The organism is Anaerotignum sp. (genome assembly GCF_045122575.1).
Lineage (GTDB): Bacteria > Bacillota > Clostridia > Lachnospirales > Anaerotignaceae > Anaerotignum_A.
In genome coordinates, this window is the sequence record NZ_JBGVHV010000093.1 from 1 (window position 1) to 22397 (window position 22397).

The 22397-nt window shown below is 43.3% G+C and carries 17 protein-coding genes, 1 pseudogene and 1 riboswitch; of the genes and pseudogenes, 4 read left to right on the plus strand and 14 right to left on the minus strand.

All coding sequences use genetic code 11. From position 1 onward, the window contains the following. Positions 1–261 precede the first annotated feature (261 nt). Positions 262–1362: a hypothetical protein gene (locus tag ACJMLT_RS04070; protein WP_405726973.1), complete on the minus strand. Its 1101-nt coding sequence runs from the start codon at positions 1360–1362 to the stop codon at positions 262–264. 327 nt (positions 1363–1689) lie between these two features. Here ACJMLT_RS04070 and ACJMLT_RS04075 point away from each other — a divergent pair, with 327 nt between their 5' ends. Then, a complete protein-coding gene (locus ACJMLT_RS04075; protein WP_405727021.1) occupies positions 1690–1911 on the plus strand; it encodes a manganese catalase family protein in 222 nt (73 codons plus the stop codon). A gap of 295 nt (positions 1912–2206) precedes the next feature. Here the strand turns inward: ACJMLT_RS04075 and ACJMLT_RS04080 are convergent, their stop codons facing one another. The 8 genes from ACJMLT_RS04080 to ACJMLT_RS04115 form a co-directional block, all read right to left on the minus strand. Next, positions 2207–2818, minus strand: a complete 612-nt coding sequence (locus tag ACJMLT_RS04080; RefSeq protein ID WP_405726976.1) for a thiamine phosphate synthase — start codon at positions 2816–2818, stop codon at positions 2207–2209. Further along, positions 2799–4052 carry a 2-iminoacetate synthase ThiH gene (gene thiH, locus ACJMLT_RS04085; RefSeq protein ID WP_405726979.1) on the minus strand — a complete coding sequence of 418 codons (1254 nt, stop codon included), beginning with the start codon at positions 4050–4052 and terminating at the stop codon, positions 2799–2801. Before thiH ends, ACJMLT_RS04080 begins: the two co-directional genes overlap by 20 nt. A 12-nt stretch (positions 4053–4064) precedes the next feature. Continuing rightward, on the minus strand, positions 4065–4838 hold the full coding sequence (locus ACJMLT_RS04090; RefSeq protein WP_405726982.1) for a thiazole synthase: 774 nt from the start codon (positions 4836–4838) through the stop codon (positions 4065–4067). A gap of 17 nt (positions 4839–4855) precedes the next feature. Next, on the minus strand, positions 4856–5506 hold the full coding sequence (gene thiF, locus ACJMLT_RS04095) for a thiamine biosynthesis protein ThiF (RefSeq protein WP_405726985.1): 651 nt from the start codon (positions 5504–5506) through the stop codon (positions 4856–4858). Next, positions 5499–5693 (minus strand): sulfur carrier protein ThiS, encoded by a 195-nt coding sequence (gene thiS / locus ACJMLT_RS04100; RefSeq protein ID WP_405726988.1) that lies wholly within the window; start codon positions 5691–5693, stop codon positions 5499–5501. Before thiS ends, thiF begins: the two co-directional genes overlap by 8 nt. A 57-nt stretch (positions 5694–5750) precedes the next feature. After that, positions 5751–5861: riboswitch (TPP riboswitch) on the minus strand. Between the two features lie 206 nt (positions 5862–6067). After that, positions 6068–7234 carry an SseB family protein gene (locus ACJMLT_RS04105; protein ID WP_405726991.1) on the minus strand — a complete coding sequence of 389 codons (1167 nt, stop codon included), beginning with the start codon at positions 7232–7234 and terminating at the stop codon, positions 6068–6070. Positions 7235–7295: 61 nt separating this feature from the next. Next, positions 7296–7949, minus strand: coding sequence for a vWA domain-containing protein (locus tag ACJMLT_RS04110; protein ID WP_405726994.1), 654 nt, complete (start codon positions 7947–7949; stop codon positions 7296–7298). Positions 7950–8040: 91 nt separating this feature from the next. After that, positions 8041–9087: a macro domain-containing protein gene (locus ACJMLT_RS04115; RefSeq protein ID WP_405726997.1), complete on the minus strand. Its 1047-nt coding sequence runs from the start codon at positions 9085–9087 to the stop codon at positions 8041–8043. Positions 9088–9432: 345 nt separating this feature from the next. Between ACJMLT_RS04115 and ACJMLT_RS04120 the strand changes: the two genes are divergently transcribed. Further along, positions 9433–11745, plus strand: coding sequence for a cation:proton antiporter domain-containing protein (locus ACJMLT_RS04120; RefSeq protein ID WP_405727000.1), 2313 nt, complete (start codon positions 9433–9435; stop codon positions 11743–11745). Positions 11746–11811: 66 nt separating this feature from the next. Then, a complete protein-coding gene (locus ACJMLT_RS04125; RefSeq protein ID WP_405727003.1) occupies positions 11812–12978 on the plus strand; it encodes a GDSL-type esterase/lipase family protein in 1167 nt (388 codons plus the stop codon). Between the two features lie 145 nt (positions 12979–13123). Here the strand turns inward: ACJMLT_RS04125 and ACJMLT_RS04130 are convergent, their stop codons facing one another. From ACJMLT_RS04130 to ACJMLT_RS04140, 3 genes and pseudogenes are all read right to left on the minus strand, one after another. After that, entirely contained in the window at positions 13124–15088 is a 1965-nt protein-coding gene (locus ACJMLT_RS04130) for an S-layer homology domain-containing protein (RefSeq protein WP_405727006.1), read from the minus strand. 137 nt (positions 15089–15225) lie between these two features. Further along, positions 15226–16587 (minus strand): annotated as a pseudogene (locus ACJMLT_RS04135) (MFS transporter). A 64-nt stretch (positions 16588–16651) separates the two neighbouring features. Next, complete coding sequence (locus ACJMLT_RS04140) at positions 16652–19705, minus strand: glycoside hydrolase family 2 TIM barrel-domain containing protein (RefSeq protein ID WP_405727009.1); 3054 nt, start codon at positions 19703–19705, stop codon at positions 16652–16654. Positions 19706–19872: 167 nt separating this feature from the next. On the opposite strand from ACJMLT_RS04140, the gene ACJMLT_RS04145 reads away from it, so the two are divergent. Then, positions 19873–20748, plus strand: a complete 876-nt coding sequence (locus ACJMLT_RS04145) for a helix-turn-helix domain-containing protein (protein ID WP_405727012.1) — start codon at positions 19873–19875, stop codon at positions 20746–20748. A gap of 20 nt (positions 20749–20768) precedes the next feature. On the opposite strand, the gene galE is transcribed toward ACJMLT_RS04145, so the two are convergent. Together galE and ACJMLT_RS04155 are read right to left on the minus strand one after the other, a co-directional pair. Next, entirely contained in the window at positions 20769–21767 is a 999-nt protein-coding gene (gene galE / locus ACJMLT_RS04150) for a UDP-glucose 4-epimerase GalE (RefSeq protein WP_405727015.1), read from the minus strand. A 15-nt stretch (positions 21768–21782) separates the two neighbouring features. After that, positions 21783–22397: aldose epimerase family protein (locus ACJMLT_RS04155; protein WP_405727018.1), on the minus strand; the 615-nt coding region annotated here is incomplete at its 5' end.

Sequence of the window (22397 nt, forward strand, 5' to 3'; positions counted from 1 at the left end):
AAATTTTTCAGTTATTTATCATCTTTCCACTCCTTATTTTTGTCTTCCACTGTCATTGTTTTCAAGGAGAAGGAAAATATACAAAAAGAGCAAAACGCAGAAAATCCGCCGATCACTCAGCGGAACTTTTCTAATGTATAAGAATCTTCATCATCGATGGCAAATTCACCATTGACATGGTTATAACCCATTTTCTGATAAAACTTTAACGCATTCATTGCAGAAGCTTTTTTGTTTAACTATAAAATGAATTTAAATAAATTATTTATTATATTCCTTTAATACTGCCAATCTACTTATAAGCATATCATAATCTTTTTCTCTATTTGCAAACCAGCTTTTTTCTATTTCTGCCACTTGATTCAATCCAATTTTTTTCACAGCTACCAACGCAGCTTCTTTCTGTGTCATTCGCTGCGGCATAACTGTCTGACAATTCGATCCATCTATTGTATCATATGCATTGAAAGACAAATTGAAATCCATCAGTGGATGCAAAGAAATCAACTTGTTTTTCTTGTTATCAATAAGGAAACCCCAGTTGCCCCAATGGCGGTCCACATTACCAATCAGATAATCCAGAATATTCATCATATAAAAAGAATAAGCATCTAATCTTAAAATATATTTCATTGGATCTATCTCTTTATTTACAGCATAAATCTCAAATGCTTCTCGAGAAACAATCGAGTACTCTTTTGTAGTCATGATATCACTGATAGAAACTGCTTCACCATCATATTCACCTAGTGAGTATTTCACCTGTTTACAGTCAAAGCACTGACAAATTTTACTTGCAAGAACTTCATTTTCTACTATGTCTTCTCCACCATCTTTATAAAGCTGGAAATGATCCGTTCCCCTAATCCATGCCTTCGGATAACATCCATTTGTCGCCAGATCTTTTGCTGCTTCTTCTTTTGCAAGATGTTCATTATGCACAGAAGGCTGTTTTCCTCTTAATGATACATCTACAAGGGCATTAGCCAAATGATTTTCATATAAGTTTACTTTTTCAAAAGAAATCTTTTCACCTTTATTTCTTACCCAATAAATATCAGTTAAGGATAAACATTTATAAGTCAAAGCAATATTTGCACGCTCTTTATCAGTAAATGCCTGAGAAGCACCAATACTATTTAAAATCGCCTTAGCATATTGACGATCTAATGTCAGAATTCTGCTGGCACACCAATGATAAAAATTTGTAACGTTGTTTACTAAAATATCAATATCATTCTCTGTTTCTTCAAGATACAAACTAAACGGCATAAAGTTTTTAAAATAAATCTTACAGTGCCCCTGAGTATCTAACCACGCAACCTTTCTATCACCATGCATAATTTCATATACAGTTTTCATGCTTCTCACCACCTTTCCTGTCGTTTGATTGATTATACCACATTTTTTCAAAAAATATCTATAGTTGTAGAAAAACTCTTTCTATTCCAGTATCAAAATTCAACATAAAAAGCCGCTGTAAATCACTTTACAGCGGCTCATTTTCTTTGGTATTAGCTGGTAGTAAATCAACCACTCTTGGACTTTATACCTTTCTAGAAACCTTGATTTCAAGCCATTTCTTAACTCATCAATCGTCTATGGTCTTCTATTGCAGGGATGATACAGTTTTAAAATTTAAAAACATAAAATCTAAAATCCGCAAGTACGCCATACCAACTGATTTACATAACACGTCACACTTACAAAGACGCAGCAGAACAGAAAGCACGGTCGACTTACGAATACCTGATCGCCCTGACAGATGCCCCTGCTGTACTGACTCCCCTTCGTTTCCTACGAGAAAGAGAAATCATTCATTTCCAGAGATTGGCGAAGCACTGGATATTGCAAGGGATTATCTGCATCAGCAACACTATTTCTTCATGCAGAAGAATGGGTATAATTTAAAATAAAAAAGAAGGTAGAAATGCTTCTGCCTTTTTCACTCATTGTTGTAGATTTTCAAATAACTGCATAAAAATGGGAGAACGAGTCTCTCAACAGCGTTCTCCCGAAAATTTTTAGACCAGACCTCCGGTCTTTTTCATTAAAATTCGGTCGAAACTTCATGGTCTCCTCTCACGCCGGAACACGGCTTCCCATCGCTGTTGTTTTCTGCAAGGCCCAAGGCGCTCCCCTTCTGCCTTTCCGTTTAACGGTCGATTTGATTCAAATCGTCAGAAAAACTCATTATCCAGTTACGTTATACTTTTATTTCAAAATCCTTCATAAAATCAAACACATCATCACATTTCATCAAGCCGCTCATAATGCAGGTTCCGGCCGCCCCTATGTTGCGTACCGCATGGATGTTTTTATGATCAATGCCACCAATGCCATATACAGGAAGCGACACGCTTTCTATAACATTTTTCAGAAAGTCCAGTCCTCTGGGAGCCAGCCCTTTTTTACAATCTGTCACGAAAACATGACCTGCAGTAATGTAAGTGCAGCCCAGATTTTCTGCTGCCTGCGCTTCTTCCACCGAATGACAGGATGCTCCTATGATTTTGAATTTTTCTTTTGTTTTTTCATCCAGCTCCTGCAGGATATACAGGGGTAAATGAATATTTTCTGCTCTTAGTTCTAATGCCACATCCACAAAACTGTGCAACATACAGGGAACATGATATTTTTCGCAAATCCGTAATACTTTCTCTGCTAATTTTTTATATTCTTCTTCACTTAAATCTTTTTCCCGCAGGATGATCCCTTTGGGATGGTTTGCAGCGATCTTTTCCACCCTCTGCAAAAAATCTTCTTTGCACAGGTTTCGATTTGTAACACACAAAATATCAGACATAAAGATAATCATTCAGCACCGGCTGAAGTCCTTCCTCCGCCATATCGTCATACATTTCTGCGAAGCTGCGGTCATCATCGATCTCAAACTGTTCGTCACCTTCTGTGCCTTCCGCTTCTTTGCCTGTATATTTGCTTTCATGGTCGCCGATCCCCGTAGAAACGCCGGCAGATACTTTCGTTGCGGCAATTTTCACGATGCCGTCGCGGAAAGATTTGCTTTCGCGGGAGGATACGGTGATACCGACAAAAGGCAGGAAAATACGGTATGCACAGATGATCTGACACAGCTGTTTTTCGCCCACATCCAGCGGATTGATCTTGTCATTGTTGATAATCGGTCTCAATCTGGGGCAGGATAAGGACATTTCTGCATGGGGATATTTTCTCTGCAGGTAATATACATGCAGGGCACTGGCCAATGCATCCTTTCGGAAATCAGAAAGACCCAGCAATGCCGAGAAGGCTACGCCTCTCATACCGCCGCGAAGGGCTCTTTCCTGCGCATCGAAACGGTAAGGCCAGACGCGCTTATGGCCTAACAGATGCAGTGTCTCATATTTATCCGTATCATAGGTTTCCTGAAAAACCGTCACGTAGTCTGCACCACATTCATGGAGATAGCGATATTCCTCCGTATTCACGGGATAAATTTCCAGACCGACCATGCGGAAATATTTCCGCGCCAGTTTACAGGCTTCGCCAATATATTTCACATCGCTCTGGGATCTGCTTTCCCCGGTCAGGATCAGGATCTCTTCCATGCCGCTGTCTGCAATAACCTGCATTTCTCTTTCGATCTGCTCCATGGAAAGCTTCATGCGGTTGATATGGTTATAACAGTTGAACCCGCAGTACACACAGTAGTTTTCACAATAATTGGCAATATACAGGGGTGTGAACAGATACACCGTATTGCCGAAATGTTTGCTGGTCTCCAGTCTGGCTTTCTGCGCCATTTCCTCCAGAAACGGTTCTGCCGCAGGAGAAAGGAGTGCCTTGAAATCTTCCACAGAACATGTCTCATGGTCTAAAGCCGCCCGAACATCTCTTGCCGTATAGCTGGTATAATCATAGGCTTTCATCTGGCTCATCACCATTGCACAGACATCGGATTCGATCACTTCCATATTCGGCATATATTCCATGTGGTTGGTTCTTGCCGCAGGATTTTCTTCCAGTTCATGCTTGCGTTTCAGCATTTCGGGAGAAAGATGCTCGGAGTCCACAAAAAATTTGTTTTCCATCGCGATCCCTCCTTAGTCATGCAGGAAGCCTGTCAGTGGATCGGATGCAGATGCACCTCTGACCAACACTCTGCCCAGACCGGAAAGATAAGCCTTTCTGCCTGCTTCGATGGCCTGACGGAATGCTGCCGCCATCAGGGGAAGATCACCCGCTGTGGCAAGGGCTGTGTTCGCCATAATTGCCGCTGCGCCCATTTCCATGGCTTCACAGGCCTGAGAAGGTCTGCCGATACCGGCATCTACAATGATGGGCAGGTCGATTTCGTCTACCAGGATCTGAATAAATTCTCTGGTTGCCAGACCTTTATTGGAACCGATGGGAGATGCCAGAGGCATGATCGTTGCCGCCCCTGCATTTACCAGATCACGGGCTACATTCAGATCGGGATACATATAAGGCATAACGACAAAACCTTCGTTTGCCAGAATTTCTGTCGCCTTGATGGTTTCGTAGTTATCGGGCAGGAGATATTTGCTGTCACGCATGATCTCTACTTTTACAAAATTACCACAGCCCAGTTCTCTTGCCAGTCTTGCAATACGTACCGCTTCTTCCGCAGTTCTTGCACCGGATGTATTGGGCAGCAGCGTAACATTTTGGGGAATATAATCCAGAATGTTTTCCTGTTCCTTTGTGTTGGCTCTGCGCACCGCCAGTGTAATGATTTCCGCACCGGCATCCTTCACCGCAGATTCGATCAGTTTCAGAGAATATTTCCCGGAACCGAGGATAAATCTGGAGTTGAATTCGTGACCGCCGATAATAAGTTTGTCTTCTTTCTGCATAAATAACCCTTCTTTCTTTATGGTTCATCGTGACCGGAAAGGATCCGAAGGACCATCTGTGCCTGATGGGCTGCACAAAGCATCACACGAGGGGCTACCAGACCAATATCATCTGCCACATCGCTGACTCCATCTCCACACAAATAAAATCGTTTCATGACCCTTCTGGTTTTGATACTGTTGGCAGAACCAAGCCCTGCCATACCGGAAGCAGCGATCAGATATTTCGTATGTAATTTTTCCAAAACACCATTGACTAACATGGCTTTTGCTTCCGCATCATCAAAGGCCTCACAGATGATATCCGCATCCTGCAGAAGTTCTGTCAGATTTTCCTCCGTAACACGAACCGTATGGGTCACAATATCTGTATAGGGAGAGATCTTCTGCAGAATTTCTTGCAATGCGTCGGTTTTGCAGCAGCCAATCTGATCCGCCTGATATTGCTGCCGATGCAGATTGGAGATATCCACCCGATCAAAATCGATCAGGATCAGCCTGCCGATGCCTGCTCTTGCCAGAGAAACGGCAATATTTGAGCCAAGCCCCCCTAAGCCGCAGACGGCGACGGTGCTGTCTGTAAACCTTGCCTGCAGTTCTTTTCCATGTCTTGCTTCCAGTGTTCGCTGCATTTCCCCTTTACTCGGAATACAGCCCAAATCAGCCACCTCCTACAAAATTCACGATTTCCACACTGTCTCCATCCTGTAAAACTGTTTCCGCGTAAGTCGCTTTTGGAACAATTTCACCATTTCGTTCTACGGCAATACGCATAGGATTATAGTCTGTTGTTTTCAGATATTCCGCTACTGTTTTACCGCTGACATCCAGTTCTGTGCCATTGATCTTTACCATTCTTTCACCCCCTTCTGCAACTAAAAAGGAGTTACCTTTGATTTGGTAACTCCCTTAAAATCTTTGTCACACAGGCTTTCCTACGTTGGCATTATCCAAATCAGGTATATGGGTCGAAGATCGTTATCTCCCTCTCAGCCTGTAACACAAGCTCCCCGCTGTTTATTCAGTTGCAATTTCATTATATATCAGAAATTGTTTAAAAGCAATACTCCCTGCTCTTTACTTAAATCTTATCACGCACGTTCTAAAAATATATACTATTAAAAACACCTACATTCCAGCCAATCAACACTTCACATAACACATTACACTTACAAAGGTGCCGCAGAGTAAAAAAACGATGTACTTACGAATATTATATTAACCTGACATCACTGACTCATCAGATCTCTCCAGTTATCTTCGATCCTTTCCGCCAGATGTCTGGGGACTACAGGCAGTTCATCAGGCATTTCTGCAGACTTCCACAACAAATCATTTTTCGCCAGTACAAAACAGGTGCCATCCGCACAATTCTGATAAATTCTGTCGGCCTTATCATCAACATGAAAATCCACGAACAGATCCTTATACAGCCCTACCATTTCCCAATAGATCTCCGCTGTTTCCAGATAATTCTGCATTTCCCAGAGTTTATCCTGCATCGCGCCATAATACCACGCCTGTTTTTCCTTTGGTGCATTGAATCTTTCCCACAGTTTATCTCCAATATGTCTGTAATCTCTCCAGAGACTTCTGAGATTTGCAGTCATATCGGCCATAATGAGCAGTTTTACACGGAAAGATGCCTCATCCATTTCTTCAATTTTGTGTCTGCGTACTTCTTCCCAAGTCATATCAGGATTTTTAGTATGAGCCGCCACCAGTGCCGCTACATCCATGCCAAACTCATTCTTGATATCCATGTAAGTAGTTTCTGTATCTTCCACTGTATCGTGGAGAAGACCTGCCATCATCAGGTTATTGTCTGCCTCCATACGATTCAGGATATTCATCACTTCCAGTGGATGACCGATGTAAGGTCTGTCTGTTCCTTTTCTTACACCGCCTGCGTGTCTTTCTGTTGCAAAGCGAATCGCTTTATTCAGCAGTTCATTGGATTTTGCAGTATCTTCTTCCAGATCATATCTGTCTACGACAGACTGCATCATAGGTTTTGTAAAAGTAAAATTACTATCACCCCAAGGATTCAGGATAAAGCCTTCCACATAGGATGTGGAAAAAACCATATCGAAAAATGTATCGATAAAATTTGAAACAATCCCTGTTTCCTGCCCTTTCTGCATTTCTTCTTCATCGGTGAATGCCACCAACCATGCACCGCCGTCTTCTGTCTGCAGCTGATGCAGGTTAAAGGAATGGTCGTCGATGTCCTGATCCTCCGCCCTCCAGACGGGAATCAGAAAATGCCCGTCTGCCTGCATATTTTCACGGATCTGCATCAGGATAGCACCATAAGATTCGCCTGTTGGTTCTGCTCGGAATGCTCTAATTTTTTCAACGATCAGATGATTTTTATCCAGAAAGTTATTTTTCATAAGACATTCTCCTCAAATTTTCTCAAAACCTGTTTCATATCCCCTAAAATCGCCCCGAGCATCAGCGATCCCTCCTTCTGTTTTTACGGTCTTCTTCAATGGTTTTCTTCCATGTTGGAGGCACTGCACCACAGGAACGGCAGGCAGATACTGCGTCACATACTGCTCCGTAACTGACTGCTGTACCTCTTTTATCGCTGTGGTATTCCACCGCCATATTTTCATCCACACCGAATTTTCTCGCTTCACTGACAGCATCGATATTTGCGCCAAGGAACATGAACTCCCAGCCGTATTTTTCTTTCTGACGGCTGATCATTCTCTTGATTTCATTGTAACGATACGTTCTGCTAGCATTTTCACAGCCGTCTGTCATGATGATGAACATGGTTTTTTCGGGTCTGTCTTCTTCTCTGGCATATTTATGGACATTGCCGATATGATGAATGGCACCGCCAACTGCATCCAGCAGAGCAGTACTGCCTCTGACATAGTATTCCTTTGCTGTCATGGGCTGAATTTTATCCAGATCGACCCTGTCGTGCAGTACTTCAGAAGAATGGTCAAACAGCACCGTGGAGATATATGCCTCGCCGTCTTCCTTTTTCTGCTTTTCGATCAGACTGTTGAAACCGCCGATAGTATCCTGTTCCAGACCGCCCATAGAACCGCTTCTATCCAGAATAAAAATGATTTCTGTTAAATTTTTTCTCATAATAAAAACCTCCCCGTTTTTTCGCATCTCTTGTTTACATCTAAAGTATACGAAAACGCAGGGAGGTCGTGGTCGCCTGTCAGGCGACAATTTACGCTCCGATCAATGGATAATTGTAGGCAAACAATACCTCATTGATTTCAAATACGTTGTAGTTTTTCTGTCGAATGAAATATTCGATGATAATGTCATATTTACTGCTGTGGGTCAGGGCATAGCCTGCTCTGCCGATAAATTCCTTTGTTTCTTCCAGATCCAGTTCCAAAGCCAGTGCAAGGGCAATGGCTGTATTTTTCTTCGGCTTATAGTCAGGGTTGTTTCTGATTTTGGAAAACAGTTTGCGGTCGATATTGGCTTTTTTATATACATCGGGGTCGTTCAGGTCTTTTGCAATGAGCCAGTCCAGCAATGCTTCGGAAAATGTCATTTCTTCTTCCTGCAGCAGATCTTCCAGACTGATAGAACCACATCCTACCACAAAGTCAGGCATGATATCATTGCTTATAGGAAGTGTCACTTCTTTTAACCGTTCACGGCGTTCCCGAATCATCCTTCTTTCCAGCAGTTCCCCATAGGGCAGATTCTTTGCATATTCTTCTTCCAATTTTTCTGCCACATAATGCTCATCGATATAGGACTGCACATCCTTGAACAGTTTTTCCGAAAGGGCATAGGCCTTTTCATGGAACACAACCAGATAAACCATCATATCATGTTTCAGAAGAAAATTACTGATAGTGCTGACTGCAATCTGCAGTGCCTGATCCTTTGGAAATCCATAGTTCCCCGTTGCCAGCAGAGGAAAAGCAATCGATTCACAGCCATTTTCCTGTGCCAGTTCCAGAGATTTCCGATAACAGGAACGAAGGCACTCCGCTTCTGCTACATTTCCGCCTTCCCAGACTGGGCCTACCGTATGGATCACATATTTCGCCTGCATCCCGAAAGCAGGAGTAATTGCAGCATCACCGCGGGCAATGTTGCCGATCAACTTTCTTGCCTGCAGAAGTTCGGGGCCTGCCGCAGTATGTATGGCCGTATCCACGCCGCTTCCGATTTCGGGGTATGGATTGGCTGTATTGACAATAGCATCTGCCTGCATTTTTACGATGTCATTTCTTACGATTTCAAAAGGCATGAAATCACCTCATTCTTTAGTTTCATTCGTTTTATTATAACATCTTTTCTAATAATTTCATCACGGTTCCTTGCTTTTTATGACTTCCACCAATATTAGTCAGATTTTCTCCATCTTACAAAAATTTTCACTGGAATATCTGCCTCTCTGATGTTTCCAATCTCATATTCCATTTCATCCTTATTTAACTTTTTCTCTCAGCAAAAATCGATCATTACAAATGATACTCTGTTTTTTTGTCCCTTTTTTTGATAAAATAACATTTATTGATAAAAATTCATATTCCGTTCATTTCTATCCGATATCATTTATATATAAAAAAGCAACAAAAGAAAGGAGAACACTATGGCTCTACCTGATATGATCACTGATCTGGCTGTTATGCTATTGACCGCCGGGTTTGTAACGATCCTTTTCAAAAAAATCAATCAGCCCCTGATCCTTGGATACATTCTGGCCGGTTTCCTCATCAGTCCTTATTTCCCCATGTTTTTAAACGTGGAAGATATTGTTTCTATCGATCTATGGAGTGAAATCGGCGTTATTATTCTGATGTTCTATATCGGTCTTGAATTTAACCTGCTGAAACTGGCGCAGATGGGCGGTACCGCCGTCACATCAGCCCTGGTAAAAATACTTGGGGTTATCCTGACCGGTATTTTTGTCGGCCATCTGTTAGGACTGTCTGCTTTTAACTGTATTTTTCTGGGATGCATGCTTTCCATCAGTTCCACTGCTGTTATTCAGAAAAGTTTCGAAGAAATGGGCATTAAAAATGAAAAATATGCACAGCTGGTCATGGGTACGCTGATCATGGAAGACATTCTGGCAATTTTCATGCTGGTTATCCTCTCTACGATCTCCGTCAGCCGAAACGTTTCCGGTTCCGAACTGGCGGTCAATCTGACCCTGATGCTGTGTTATCTGGTTGTATGGCTGATCCTTGGCATTTACATGCTGCCTGCATTTCTGAACAGAGTCATCGATCTGATGACTGACGAAATGCTGCTGATCCTGTCTCTGGGAGTTTGCTTCGGCATGGTATTGATCGCAAATTTCTTAGGATTTTCTTCCGAACTGGGGGCATTTCTTGCCGGTTCCCTTCTGGCAGGCACAATACACGCAGAGCGTATCGAACAGATCACCAAAGGCGTAAAGGATATGTTCGTTTCTATCTTCTTCCTTTCTGTCGGTATGATGGTAGATCCTGCAGCCATCGTAACATACGCGCCCATGATCGTACTGATCACTCTTGTAGCAGTAATTTCCAAGCTGATCTTTGCTACGATGGGTATGCTGCTGAGCGGACAGACGATGGCCACCGCCATCAAGAGCGGCTTCTCTCTGGCTCCCATCGGGGAATTTTCCTTTATCATCGCCAGCCTCGGCGTGAGCTTAGGCGTGATGGATGCATATCTTTATCCCATCATCGTATCTGCCGCAGTGATCACGACTTTCCTGACACCTTTTCTGATCAAGCATTCGGATAAATCGATTGCCCTCCTGCAGCGCAGGCTGCCTGCATCGCTGGTTACTAAAATCGATCAGTATACCTCTTCCGAGCAGACAGAGGATGCAACAGATCAGGACTGGAATGCATATATCCGCAGATATGTTTCCCGCATCGGGATTTACGGCATTATCATGCTGGTGGTTGCCATTTCCTGCATAGAATGGCTGAAACCTGCTTTACTGGAAAAAACCGGCGAATTCCCTGCAGAATTACTGACAACTGTCGGTATCTTTCTGATCATTGCCGTATTCATCCGCCCCATGATGGATCCTCATAATAATCATTACACCTGTCTATGGCTGAAGAAAAAATCCAACCATTTACCACTGCTGGTAATGACTTTCCTGAAACTGGCACTGATCTCTTCCATCGCTATGATGCCTTTGTATGTGTTCTTTGATCTGCCTCTTTGGATCCTGTTTATCATCTGCATGGTCTATGTTCTGATCATGGCAAAAAGCGAATTTTTCTCTGTGCCCTATTTAAGGCTGGAAACACAGTTTCTGCGAAATCTGAATGAACGTATCATCGAAAATGCCAGCAAAGATGGCAATACACAGCATACATGGCTGCATGAAGAACTCCATATCATCTCCATGATCGCTCCCCATGATGCAGATTATCTGGGCGTTCCGCTGGCTTCCCTCCAGTGGGGCAAACGATTCAACGTTTATATTGTAAAAATCAGACACGGCGGAAAACAGACGATCCTGCCCGGCCCCAAAGCCGTGATCCTGCCCAATGATAAATTTTATGTTCTGGGCGACCCGAAAGCCATCGAAAACTTCTATCGTCTGGTAAAAACAAAGCCACCCAAACCACCCAGAACACTGAAAGCATTTATGGACAGCGGATATCCTGATCCTGATAATGCACTGGCCATTTGTGCCATCCATGTGACAGGTACGGAAGCATACGTCAATAAACCCTTGAGAAGCGGTATCATCCGCAGCAAATGGCATTGTGTTGTGCTTGGCCTGCAAAAAGATGGTTATCCTATCATCATGCCTGATGTTAACACTGTTATTCGTAAAGACGACCTGATCTGGGTCATGGGTTCCAACACCTATGTGGGTGCACTGGTAGCAGAAAGTTCCCTGCAGGATGTATTTGAAGAAGCAATGGAAAACACAAAAACGCTATGATTTTTGACATGATAGCATTCAAACAATCATTGCTGTATATACGATAATATCCAAGGAGAAAAGAGAATGAAAGACAGAATCATATGTATCCTTCTCACCATAATCATAACAACAGGATTCCTGCCAACAACTACTTTAGCAGCTGATCCGATCCATATTCTGGCACTGGGTGACAGCATCACCACAGGTTACGCCCTTGCAAATGCAGAGGCAGAGCGCTTCACTGCATTGCTTGGAAATGATTATGCCGTAACCAACAAAGCAGTCAACGGTAATACTGTAGCAGGTATTGCCGCACAACTCCGTAGCGGCTCTATTCCTGCACAAACGGTCGCTGCAGCTGATGTCATCACCATTACCGCAGGCGGAAACGACATCATGGGCCTGCTGTATGCCAGGATAGCAGAAGCTTATAATGCCAAAAATCATTCTAATTTTGGCGTCACTGATGTAAGCAAAATGATCAGTGGACTGAATCCATCTAATCTGACACAGCATAGTTCCCTTCTGCATATTGCCGAGCAACTGCTCAACCAAGAAAATGCAGCCTACGTGATCAACACACAGGCATTTACAGATGCACTGAAAGCCTATCAGCAAATGCTGATCGAAATCACCGCTTTGCTTAAAAGTACAAACCCCAATGCTAAAATTATCGTTGCCACCCAGTACAATCCTTATGCTGAGTTCGCAGGTAATCCACTGTTCCATTCCTTCTATAAAGGGATCGAAGACGGCGTATCCAGATTAAACGATACGATCACAGCCAGTGCCGCTGCCGGGGGATACACTGTCGCTGATGTTAAAACAGCATTTGACCTTAAACAGACGAACAGAAATGATCTTTACAACGCAGTTCCTAACATCGCGACCATCAACCTTGACTTCCATCCCAATACGAACGGCCATAGGGTGCTGGCAGATGTATTCAAAGCTGCCATCAGAGAAACTCTCTCTTCTAACACCCCCACGCCGACCTTAACCCCTGAAGTCACCCAAACTCGCGCACAGGTGATTACATTTCTCTGGCAAACAGCAGGTTCTCCTACCCCTAAAAACACAAAAATGCCCTTTACAGATGTATCTGCTGACAGCGCTTCCTATGATGCCATTCTATGGGCCTTCCAAAATGGCATCACCGCAGGTACCTCCCCGACCACTTTCAGTCCCGATATTACATGTACCCAGACACAAATGGCGGCATTTCTGCAGCGCTTTCCGAGTAACAAATAATAAATAGCCGAAACCACTGTAGCAGCGGCTTCAGAAAATATTTTACAGAAATCAAAAACCGAAAGAACCCTTGTGATCAAGGATTTCTTTCGGTTTTTTGTTTTCTTATCAGGACTCCGCCAAACAGATTTCGCCTTTTTTTAATTTACTTCACATTTTTTGCAAATTTCATCAGCATCTGTGCTGTATGCACCCGCTGCGCCTGACCTTTTGGCTGCAGTGTACCATCATCATTACCGCCGATGATCCCCGCGCCGCAAGCCCACTGCATTGCAGGAACCGCATATTCGCTGATACTGAAAGCATCTTCATAAGAGAGGATGTTGGTTTCTTCCCCTACACTGACATCATAGCCTTTATTCTTTGCGTATCTCCAGAGGATCGAAGCCATCTGCTCTCTTGTCACGACATCTGCAGCACCAAAGGTGTTATCACCATAGCCGGCCATCACCCCTGTTTCTGCCGCCCATGTGATGGCTGTTCTCTGTGGATGCGCTTCCCCTACATCGCTGAAGAAGCAATGGGTATATGTTTTCGGTTTTCCTTCCATTGCCCACAATGCTTCCGCTACCATGGCACGGGTCGTCACATCATTGAGACCAAACATGCCATCTGCTTTATTTTTCATGATCCCTTTCGACAGACAATAGGTCACCGCATCGTGGTACCACTGGTTATCAGGAAAATCGTATGTTTTGCCATTTACCTTCCCATAGCAGGGCATAAAAGCCTTATTCAGCGCTTCCAGCCATGTCATGCCATTGGCACGTTTCACATCCAGTGTATTGATCATAACTTCTCTGGTGTTCAGTCGCTTCCCGGTATCGGGGCTCATGATCGTACCTACCGCACTGACTACATAATATTTGCCGTCTACTTTACCAAGATAGATCATTTCATGTCCATTGAAACACAATGCAGAACCCATAGGCATTTCGTCCAGGATCAGGCATTTTTCTTCCAGAGACATATTTGTCATATCGATTTTTTCCATATTCATGTTCCACTGCCAGTTGCCGTTTCGGGCAATTTCCAGACCAAAGCAGGAATAAACCGTACGAACCATACCAGAACAGTCTTCCACATCCAGCATACCGCCCCAGCCATAGGCATCCCCCAGCTGATTCAGGGAAACCATAGCAATATTTTCCATGGTCAAAGGCAGATAGCCAATATGTACTTTTGCTGTTTCAGGGATCAGCGCCAGTTCTTGGCTGTAACTGCCGTCTTCATTTCTGACAGGCAGATAAACCACATAATTATGATAGGGAGAACGGTTGCCCACACGCTGATCTACATCCAGATCTGTCACCAATTCCAGCGCAGTGCCCGTTGTCAGCATACGACGGGAAGTCTGGGGAGTTTCATAGGATCTGTCGGTATAAACTTTATTGCCGTAAACCACCAGCAGTTCTTCCGAAGGCAGATCCCAGGCAGAAAGCCATTCTTCCTTATCCGCACAGATCGCAACGTCTTTTACAGGAATCCAGCCGGAACAGCTTGCAATCCGAACCTGATAATACTCTCCGTCTGCAGAAGTGGAATAAACCAGCACCGGTTCATTCACAGGCACTGCGCTCAGCGCCATATTGTCAGAGTCCTTGTCATTCGGATCATCCAGCAGGAATTTATCACTGGGGAATACCTGCACGATCGTTCTGTTGACCGCTACACCATAACGCACAGGCATCACTTCTTTTGCATTTTTATCCTGCGTATTGTCGATCATTTCCTGAAAATATGCCCAATCTGTTTTATAGCCATTTTCATCGTATGTCCAGCTCTGATAATACTGGGCATCAGACGTGGAAGATGTGCGCAGGGCATTATTTTTGGAAATACCATTGTATGTTTCAGAACCAGTTTTCAGATCCATCACCATCGTGCCTTCCGCCAGGGCTGTATCACGGTTAAAGGCAGTGATTTCTTCCTGTGTCAGAATAACATCTCTGTATCCTTCATGATAATCCGCCCAGAAAGATGCATGCGACATTTCTGCGGTCACATCCGGCATATAGGAAACAGCTGCCAGCACCGGCTGTACCGTAGATACAGAAAGCATCGCTGCCAGAGAAAGACTGATCCATTTTTTTGAATGATGTAACATCATAAAATCCTCTCCTTTTTTCTTTTTCTGTTTATTATATCATTCCTTACCTGCTTCGTCACGAAGCCTTTCAAAGAAAATGCAAAATACAGAAAAAAAGAGAGCGGTAAAAACCACTCTCTTTTATCACGTTCTCTTTTTTATTTTGCTGCTTTCAGTTCTTTATTTACCTTTTCAACATCCAGTTTGGACATGATCAATGTGATCACAATCAGGATCACTACAGGCATCCAAAGATACATAAAGGACAGCATGTTTACGCAAGACTGAGGCTGAACCTGCAGGCTGCCGTCAAAGCCGCTGAAGTCCATCAGCCAGCCGGTGATCGCCATACCCAGGCCGCCACCCAGTTTCAGGCCAAAGGATGTGCAGGAATACATTGTACCGTCTACACGTTTGTTCTTTGTCAGGTATGTATATTCAGAGCAGGATGCGATAACAGCGTTCATACCACCCTGCCAAGGGCCCATACCAAAAGCACCTACTGCTGTAAACACCAGCATCATGGGGATGCTGCCGAAATATGCTGCAACTGCCACCATCGCACGGCCGAAGATACATGTTGTAAAGCCAATCAGATTGGGTTTATAAACACCGCCCCATCTTTCTACCAGATGAGGTGTGATCACCAGTGCGATGATCAAAGGGATATTGATCGCCCAGGAGAATTTAGGATACAGGCTTTCATTGAACAGTACATACATCATGTAGAACAGACCAACGTTCAGCATTGCCTGATAGATCTGCTACAGCAGATAGATGGAGCTGATCATCAGATAGTATTTGTTTGCGATCAGCAGTTTTGCACCATCGATCAGTGTATATTTTTCTTCTCTTTCTTCTTTCTCTTCGCTTCCTTCTTTCAGCTCTTCTTCAGACAATTCTTTTACAGACAGAGCAGAAATAGTATTCACGATCAGACCGATCACAGAATAAATGATCGCAACTGTTCTCCAGCCTTCGGCACCGCCACCCATTCTTTCAACGAAAGCAAGAGTGACAGACTGGATGATCAGGCTGGTGGAAAAGGCAAAGATGAAACGATAGGAACCCATTTCCACCTGTTCTCTGCTGTTTTTTGTAATCAGAGCTGTCAGTGCAGAGTAAGCGATATTGTTTGCTGTATAGAACACAGCGTTCAGCAATGTATACGCAATGAAGAACCATGCATACTGTGCTTTAGGGCCAATATTTACAGGAACCGCAAAGATCGCTGCCAGTGTGATGGCACAGCCGATATAACCGTACAGCATCCAGGGCTTCGCTTTCCCCATTTTTGTTTTTGTTTTGTCGATCATCGTACCAAAAAATACGTCTGTCACACCGTCCATCAGTTTGGACAGAGCGATCAGTGTACCTACGATGCCGGCGTCCATGCCAATAACGGTTGTCAGATAAACTATTACAAAGGCGGACAGGAAAGCATATACCACGTTGCCGGCAATATCACCGGAGCCATAACCAACCTTGTTATACCACTTTAAATACTTTCTTCCATAAATTATTCCCCCTGAATTGCGTATACATTACTGATGTGCATGCATAAAAGAACGTCCCCTGATTCTGTTAGTTCTGATAAGGTTTCATTGTCAGCTGGAATACAAAGTTTTTCTGATCCAGTCTGTATTTACCTAATACTTCGGGGCCGCAGCTGTTGGAACCAATACCATTCTGCGCATAGTCCAGGCACAGGATTGTGTTTTCCGCGGGTACCAGTTCGAAGTTGTGTTTCTTTTCTGTCAGTTCTTCCTGTGTATAGATAGAAGCATTGAAGGAAAAACCGTTTTCAGAGAATACCGCCAGGCCGCTGTCTGTTCCTTCTGCCATTACATAAGAACAGTCATAGTGGCTGCCATTTTCCTGAGGTCTTGTGTAATCCTCATGCAGCTGTGCTGCTTTTGCAGAATAGAGACCATGGGAAGCTGCTCTATGTTTATCGATATAGCTTTCCATAGGACCCATGCCGTAGTAGCTGATACCATCCATATCTTTTTTCAGATGCAGACGGATACCGAAACGAGGCAGCATAGGGAATTCAGGGCATCTTTCTACATTCATTTTCATGGAAATCATACCCTGACCATCGATCATCCATGTTGTATCCATTTTGAGGATCTTCTGTACTGCATCCGCTGCCAGAGACATTCTTGTATGAATCACAACACAACCATCCTGCTGCTCTACTTCTGTTTCATACGCACGTGTTTTTGTTTTGTCAAATCTTGCACGATACCATTCCAGTTTGATATACATATCGTTATCTGTAGGTGCGCGCCAGATATTCACTTCCATAGGTTTTTCGATCTGATCGATACCGTTAAATTCCAGTTTTGTGAACAGACCTGTACGTTTATCCAGACAGTAACGGAAGTTTTCACCGCTTACCATTACTTCTTTTACAGTTTCTTCTACCTGTAGATCTTTACCTGCTTTACCAAACTGTTCCAGTGCTTCTGCAACCTTCTGGTTTCTGCTGTCTGCATTATCCAGAGGAACTTCATCAAAACCAAGCAGATGACCTGCAGGAACCAGTGCTGTCGCATTTACAGAATAATAGCTGATTTTCAGGAATGCACGGCCTTTTTCAGGTACGGAAACGGGTACTTCCAGCACTGCTGTTTCAAAAGGCGCAATATCATGACCTGTCAGTTCACCGGACTGCAGTGTCTGACCATCGCAGTGCAGTTCATACATCATTCTGATCGCATCTTTTGTATTTGTGAAATCCAGATAGCTCTGCAGTGTAACCTGTTTTGTTGCCTGATCAAACGCTTTCACTCTGACAGGACGATAAACATTTTTATATTCCATCAGGCCTGTATGAGGTCTGCGGTCAGGATATACCAGACCGTCCATGCAGAAGTTGCTGTCATGCACTTCTTCGCCGTGGTCACCGCCGTAGTAGTACATTGCTCTGCCGTCTTCCGCCTGACCTTTATAGATCGCATGATCGCACCATTCCCATACAAAACCGCCGCACATGATATCATTTTCATGGAACAGCTGGAAATGATCTTCGAAGTCGCCAGGACCATTGCCCATTGCATGGCTGTATTCGATCAGGATAAAAGGCTTGTCTGGATCATTGTTCAGATATTCATCCACTTCATGGAAGAGAGGATACATACGGCTGAACAGATCCAGATTGGAGAAATCATATTTACGATTTTCACCGTGGTATCTTGCACTTTCGAACTGTGTCAGTCTGCTGTTATCGAAGGATTTTGTCCATTTCAGGGATTCTTCGATAGTGCAGCCGTAAGCGCATTCATTACCCATAGACCAGATCACGATACAAGGACGATTCTTTTCTCTTTCCACGCAGCGTTTTACTCTGTCTACCGTTGCTTCGATATATTCGGGATTATCGGAAATTGTTTCATTCCAACGTTTGCTCTTATATTCAAATTCGTTATTTTCGTAATAGATTTCACAAGGGCCATGGCTTTCATTATCCGCTTCGCCTACTACGTAGAAACCGTATTCATCACAAAGCTGATAGAAATAAGGTGCATTGGGATAATGGCTGGAGCGGATCGCATTGAAGTTATGCAGCTTCATCATTTCCATGTCCTTCTTCATCTGTGCAATACTGATCACTGGACCTGTGACAGGATCGGAATCATGTCTGTTAACACCATGAAAAACGATTGGCCTATCATTTAATTTCACTACGCAGTCTTCAATAGAGATTTTTCTGATCCCGACACGGTCTGTGATCACCTCATCGGCAGTTTCGAAAACAATTGTGTACAAATAAGGAGTTTCTGCATTCCACAAAGTAGGTTGTTCGATTTCGAATACTGCTGTTGTGTTGTTTTCTTTACTTTCTTTAATTTCTTTTGTACTTAATACCGCACCTTCTTTGTTCATCAGAGTAACTTTTGTAGGAACGGTTTTATCAAAATAAGTAATTTCTGCTGTTACTACAGCTTTATCTTTAGTATGTTCTGTTTTGATGAAATAGTCGAAGATGCCTTCCTTAGGTCTATGCAGCAGATAAACATCTCTGAAGATGCCGCTCATACGGAATTTATCCTGGTCTTCCATATAGCTGCCGTCACACCATTTCAGCACCAGTACTGCCAGACGGTTTTTACCTTCCTGCAGAACATCTGTCAGATCAAATTCGCTTGTGGAGCGAGAAACCTGACTGTAACCGATATATTTGCCGTTGACCCACACATAGAAGCAGGAATCAACGCCTTCAAAGACAAGATATGCATTGGGTGCATCATCTTTTCTCTTGTAGTCGAAATCCCACACATATGCACCGCAGGGATTATCCTGGGGTACATATGGAGGATCGAAAGGGAAGGGATAACGAATATTAGTATATTGATGAGAGTCGTACCCAAAATTCTGCCAAGCCCCGGGAACAGGGATGGAATCAAACTGACTCACATCAAAATTGTTCATGTAAAATTCTTCTTCCAGATCATAGATACTGGAGAAATATTTGAATCCCCAGTTGCCGTTCAGCAGCTGAAATCTATCGGATTCTTCTCTATTTTCTACCAGATTGTGCATCATTCTGGATGCCGGAATGTAGTAACTTCTGTTAGGCATCGTATTTTCATGCAACATATGGGGATCTTCATAATATTTTTTAATAATCATTCTGTACACCTCTGTGTTGTCTTTATTATAAATTTTCTTTTCAGAGAGAACCATAAATTCAATTAGACAAAACATGCATAAAATGATACAATTATTGATAAGAAATCTCATTAAGATACATAAATCAAATTCGTAAGTCTAATTTTCATATATGGAGGATGATATTTATGTACATGGATTCCGCCTATTGGCACAATAAAGTGCTTGATTTTAAAGACAAAAGCCGCCCTTTGTTTGTCTGCAGCTGCGGCACGTATCATTTATTTACCAAACCCAAGCTGCCGACCCATCGTCCCAGAGGACGTTTGGACTACCAGATACTGTATATCGCTTCCGGGAAAGCCCACTTCTTTTTCAACGGTGTTGAAAAAATTGTGAATGCCGGAAACATGGTCATTTATCGACCCAAGGAAGAACAGAGATACTTCTATTACAGCATAGACCATACAGAAGTATACTGGCTCCACTTCACGGGAAGCAATGTAAAAAATATCATACGAAAATATGGGATCTCTGATGATATGCACGTGATCCATACAGGCACTTCTCTGGAATATAAGAGAATCTTCCTGCAGATCATTCAGGAACTGAAACTTTGCAGAGAAGACTACGAAGAGCTGCTGGTAACATATCTTCAGCAGCTCTTGATCCTGATTCATCGTGCCATTAACAGCAAACCCCGCAACAAGAACCACGCCTTGATGCAGGAAATGGATGCTGCTGTTCGTTATTTTCACGAAAATTATAATAAACCCATCAGCATTGAAGCTTATGCGGCTGAAAACCATATGAGCGTCAGCTGGTTTATCCGCAGTTTCAAAGAATATACGGACGCTACCCCTGCCCAATATCTGCTCTCTATTCGCATTTCCAACGCGCAGACGCTATTGGAAACAACTTCCTATAATATCACTGATATCGCAGAGATCGTCGGTTATGACAATCCTCTGTATTTCAGCCGCCTCTTCAAAAAGCAAAACGGGATGTCTCCTTCGGATTTTCGCAAGCATTTGCAAAGCGAACCGCCGCAGACAATCACTTGATTTTAATTTTAATTTTAATTTTAGTTTTCGTTTTTATATCCGTATGGATGGTTTTTATGCCATTTCCATGCGGATTTTATAATTTCACTCAGGCTATCGTGTTTAGGATTCCAGCCCAGGATAGTTTTTGCTTTATCGCTGGATGCGATCAGCACAGCAGGGTCACCTGCTCTTCTTTCTGTTTCCACTACTTTGATGGATTCGCCGGTTACTTTTTCCGCCATTTCGATAACTTCTCTTACTGTGAAGCCTACGCCGTTACCCAGGTTGAAGATATCACTCTTGTTGCCTGCCATCAGATATTTTACAGCCAGGATATGTGCTGCTGCCAGGTCTGTTACATGGATGTAGTCTCTGATGCATGTACCGTCTTTTGTAGGATAGTCTGTACCGAATACAGCAATGTGTTCTCTTTTACCCAGAGGCACCTGCAGGATCAGGGGGATCAGATGTGTTTCGGGGTTGTGTGCTTCACCGATTTCGCCGCTCTTATGTGCGCCGCATGCGTTGAAGTAACGCAGGGAAACATATCTCATACCGTGTGCTTTTTCTACCCATTTGAACATTTTTTCCATGGAAAGTTTTGTTTCACCATACGCATTTGTAGGTTCTGTTTTGTCACCTTCCTGAATAGGAATACGTTCGGGTTCGCCGTATGTTGCTGCAGTGGAAGAGAATACGATCTTATCGATACCGTGTGCTACCAGAGCTTCCAGCAGTGTTTTTGTACCGCAGATGTTGTTGTCATAGTATTTCAGGGGATTTGTCATGCTTTCGCCAACCTGAGAGTTTGCTGCGAAGTGGATCACTGCATCGATATCTTTTTCTTTGCCCAGTACTGTGTCCAGGAAGTTTCTGTCTCTCAGGTCACCCTGATAGAATGTTGCTTCGGGATGAACTGCTTCCGCAAAGCCTGTTTCCAGATTGTCGATGATTACTACTTCTGCACCGTTTTCGATCAGTTCATATACTGTATGAGAACCAATATAACCTGCACCGCCTAATACCAATACTTTCATTTTCACATCTCTCCTTTATACAAATTTGTAAATTGTTACTGTGTGATACATTTCACCCTTCTTAAAAATAGGAGAAGGGAAATTTTCATGATTTACTGCGTCGGGGTAATACTGTGTTTCGAAACATACCCCCTGACGGTTTTCATATACCACGCCGGATTTGCCCAGTTCTTTGGAAATGAAGTTGCCTGTGTACATCTGCACACCGGGAAGGTCTGTATATACTTCCATGGAAATGCCGCTCTTTTCGGAAGATGCTTCTGCAACCTTCGCCAGCTGACCGTTATTGTTCAGGCACCAATTGTGGTCATAACCGTTACCGAAGATCAGTGCTTCATATTCCGCACCGATTTCTTTGCCGATCGCTTTTTTCACACGGAAATCCATGGGTGTATTTTCTACGGGAACGATTTCCCCTGTAGGGATAGATTCTTTGTTTGCTCTTGTGTAGCTGTCTGCATCGATCCAGACTTCATGATCCAGTACATTGCCGGAATCATGGCCGTTCAGATTGAAATAGCTGTGATTTGTCAGGTTGATGATCGTATCTTCCGCAGGCATTGCGTCATATTCGATCTTAACCTCATTTTCATCTGTCAGAGTATATTTTACTTTCACATCCAGCGCACC

What these genes read in the sequence shown, in the direction of transcription:
- thiH (WP_405726979.1), bottom strand. Translation starts at nt 4,052, where the DNA reads ATGGAAAACAAATTTTTTGTGGACTCCGAGCATCTTTCTCCCGAAATG.
- ACJMLT_RS04110 (WP_405726994.1), bottom strand. Translation starts at nt 7,949, where the DNA reads ATGAGAAAAAATTTAACAGAAATCATTTTTATTCTGGATAGAAGCGGT.
- ACJMLT_RS04145 (WP_405727012.1), top strand. Translation starts at nt 19,873, where the DNA reads ATGTACATGGATTCCGCCTATTGGCACAATAAAGTGCTTGATTTTAAA.
- ACJMLT_RS04090 (WP_405726982.1), bottom strand. Translation starts at nt 4,838, where the DNA reads ATGCAGAAAGAAGACAAACTTATTATCGGCGGTCACGAATTCAACTCC.
- ACJMLT_RS04080 (WP_405726976.1), bottom strand. Translation starts at nt 2,818, where the DNA reads ATGATTATCTTTATGTCTGATATTTTGTGTGTTACAAATCGAAACCTG.
- galE (WP_405727015.1), bottom strand. Translation starts at nt 21,767, where the DNA reads ATGAAAGTATTGGTATTAGGCGGTGCAGGTTATATTGGTTCTCATACA.
- ACJMLT_RS04070 (WP_405726973.1), bottom strand. Translation starts at nt 1,362, where the DNA reads ATGAAAACTGTATATGAAATTATGCATGGTGATAGAAAGGTTGCGTGG.
- ACJMLT_RS04140 (WP_405727009.1), bottom strand. Translation starts at nt 19,705, where the DNA reads ATGATTATTAAAAAATATTATGAAGATCCCCATATGTTGCATGAAAAT.
- thiS (WP_405726988.1), bottom strand. Translation starts at nt 5,693, where the DNA reads ATGGTAAAGATCAATGGCACAGAACTGGATGTCAGCGGTAAAACAGTA.
- ACJMLT_RS04105 (WP_405726991.1), bottom strand. Translation starts at nt 7,234, where the DNA reads ATGAAAAATAACTTTCTGGATAAAAATCATCTGATCGTTGAAAAAATT.
- ACJMLT_RS04130 (WP_405727006.1), bottom strand. Translation starts at nt 15,088, where the DNA reads ATGATGTTACATCATTCAAAAAAATGGATCAGTCTTTCTCTGGCAGCG.
- ACJMLT_RS04125 (WP_405727003.1), top strand. Translation starts at nt 11,812, where the DNA reads ATGAAAGACAGAATCATATGTATCCTTCTCACCATAATCATAACAACA.
- ACJMLT_RS04120 (WP_405727000.1), top strand. Translation starts at nt 9,433, where the DNA reads ATGGCTCTACCTGATATGATCACTGATCTGGCTGTTATGCTATTGACC.
- ACJMLT_RS04115 (WP_405726997.1), bottom strand. Translation starts at nt 9,087, where the DNA reads ATGCCTTTTGAAATCGTAAGAAATGACATCGTAAAAATGCAGGCAGAT.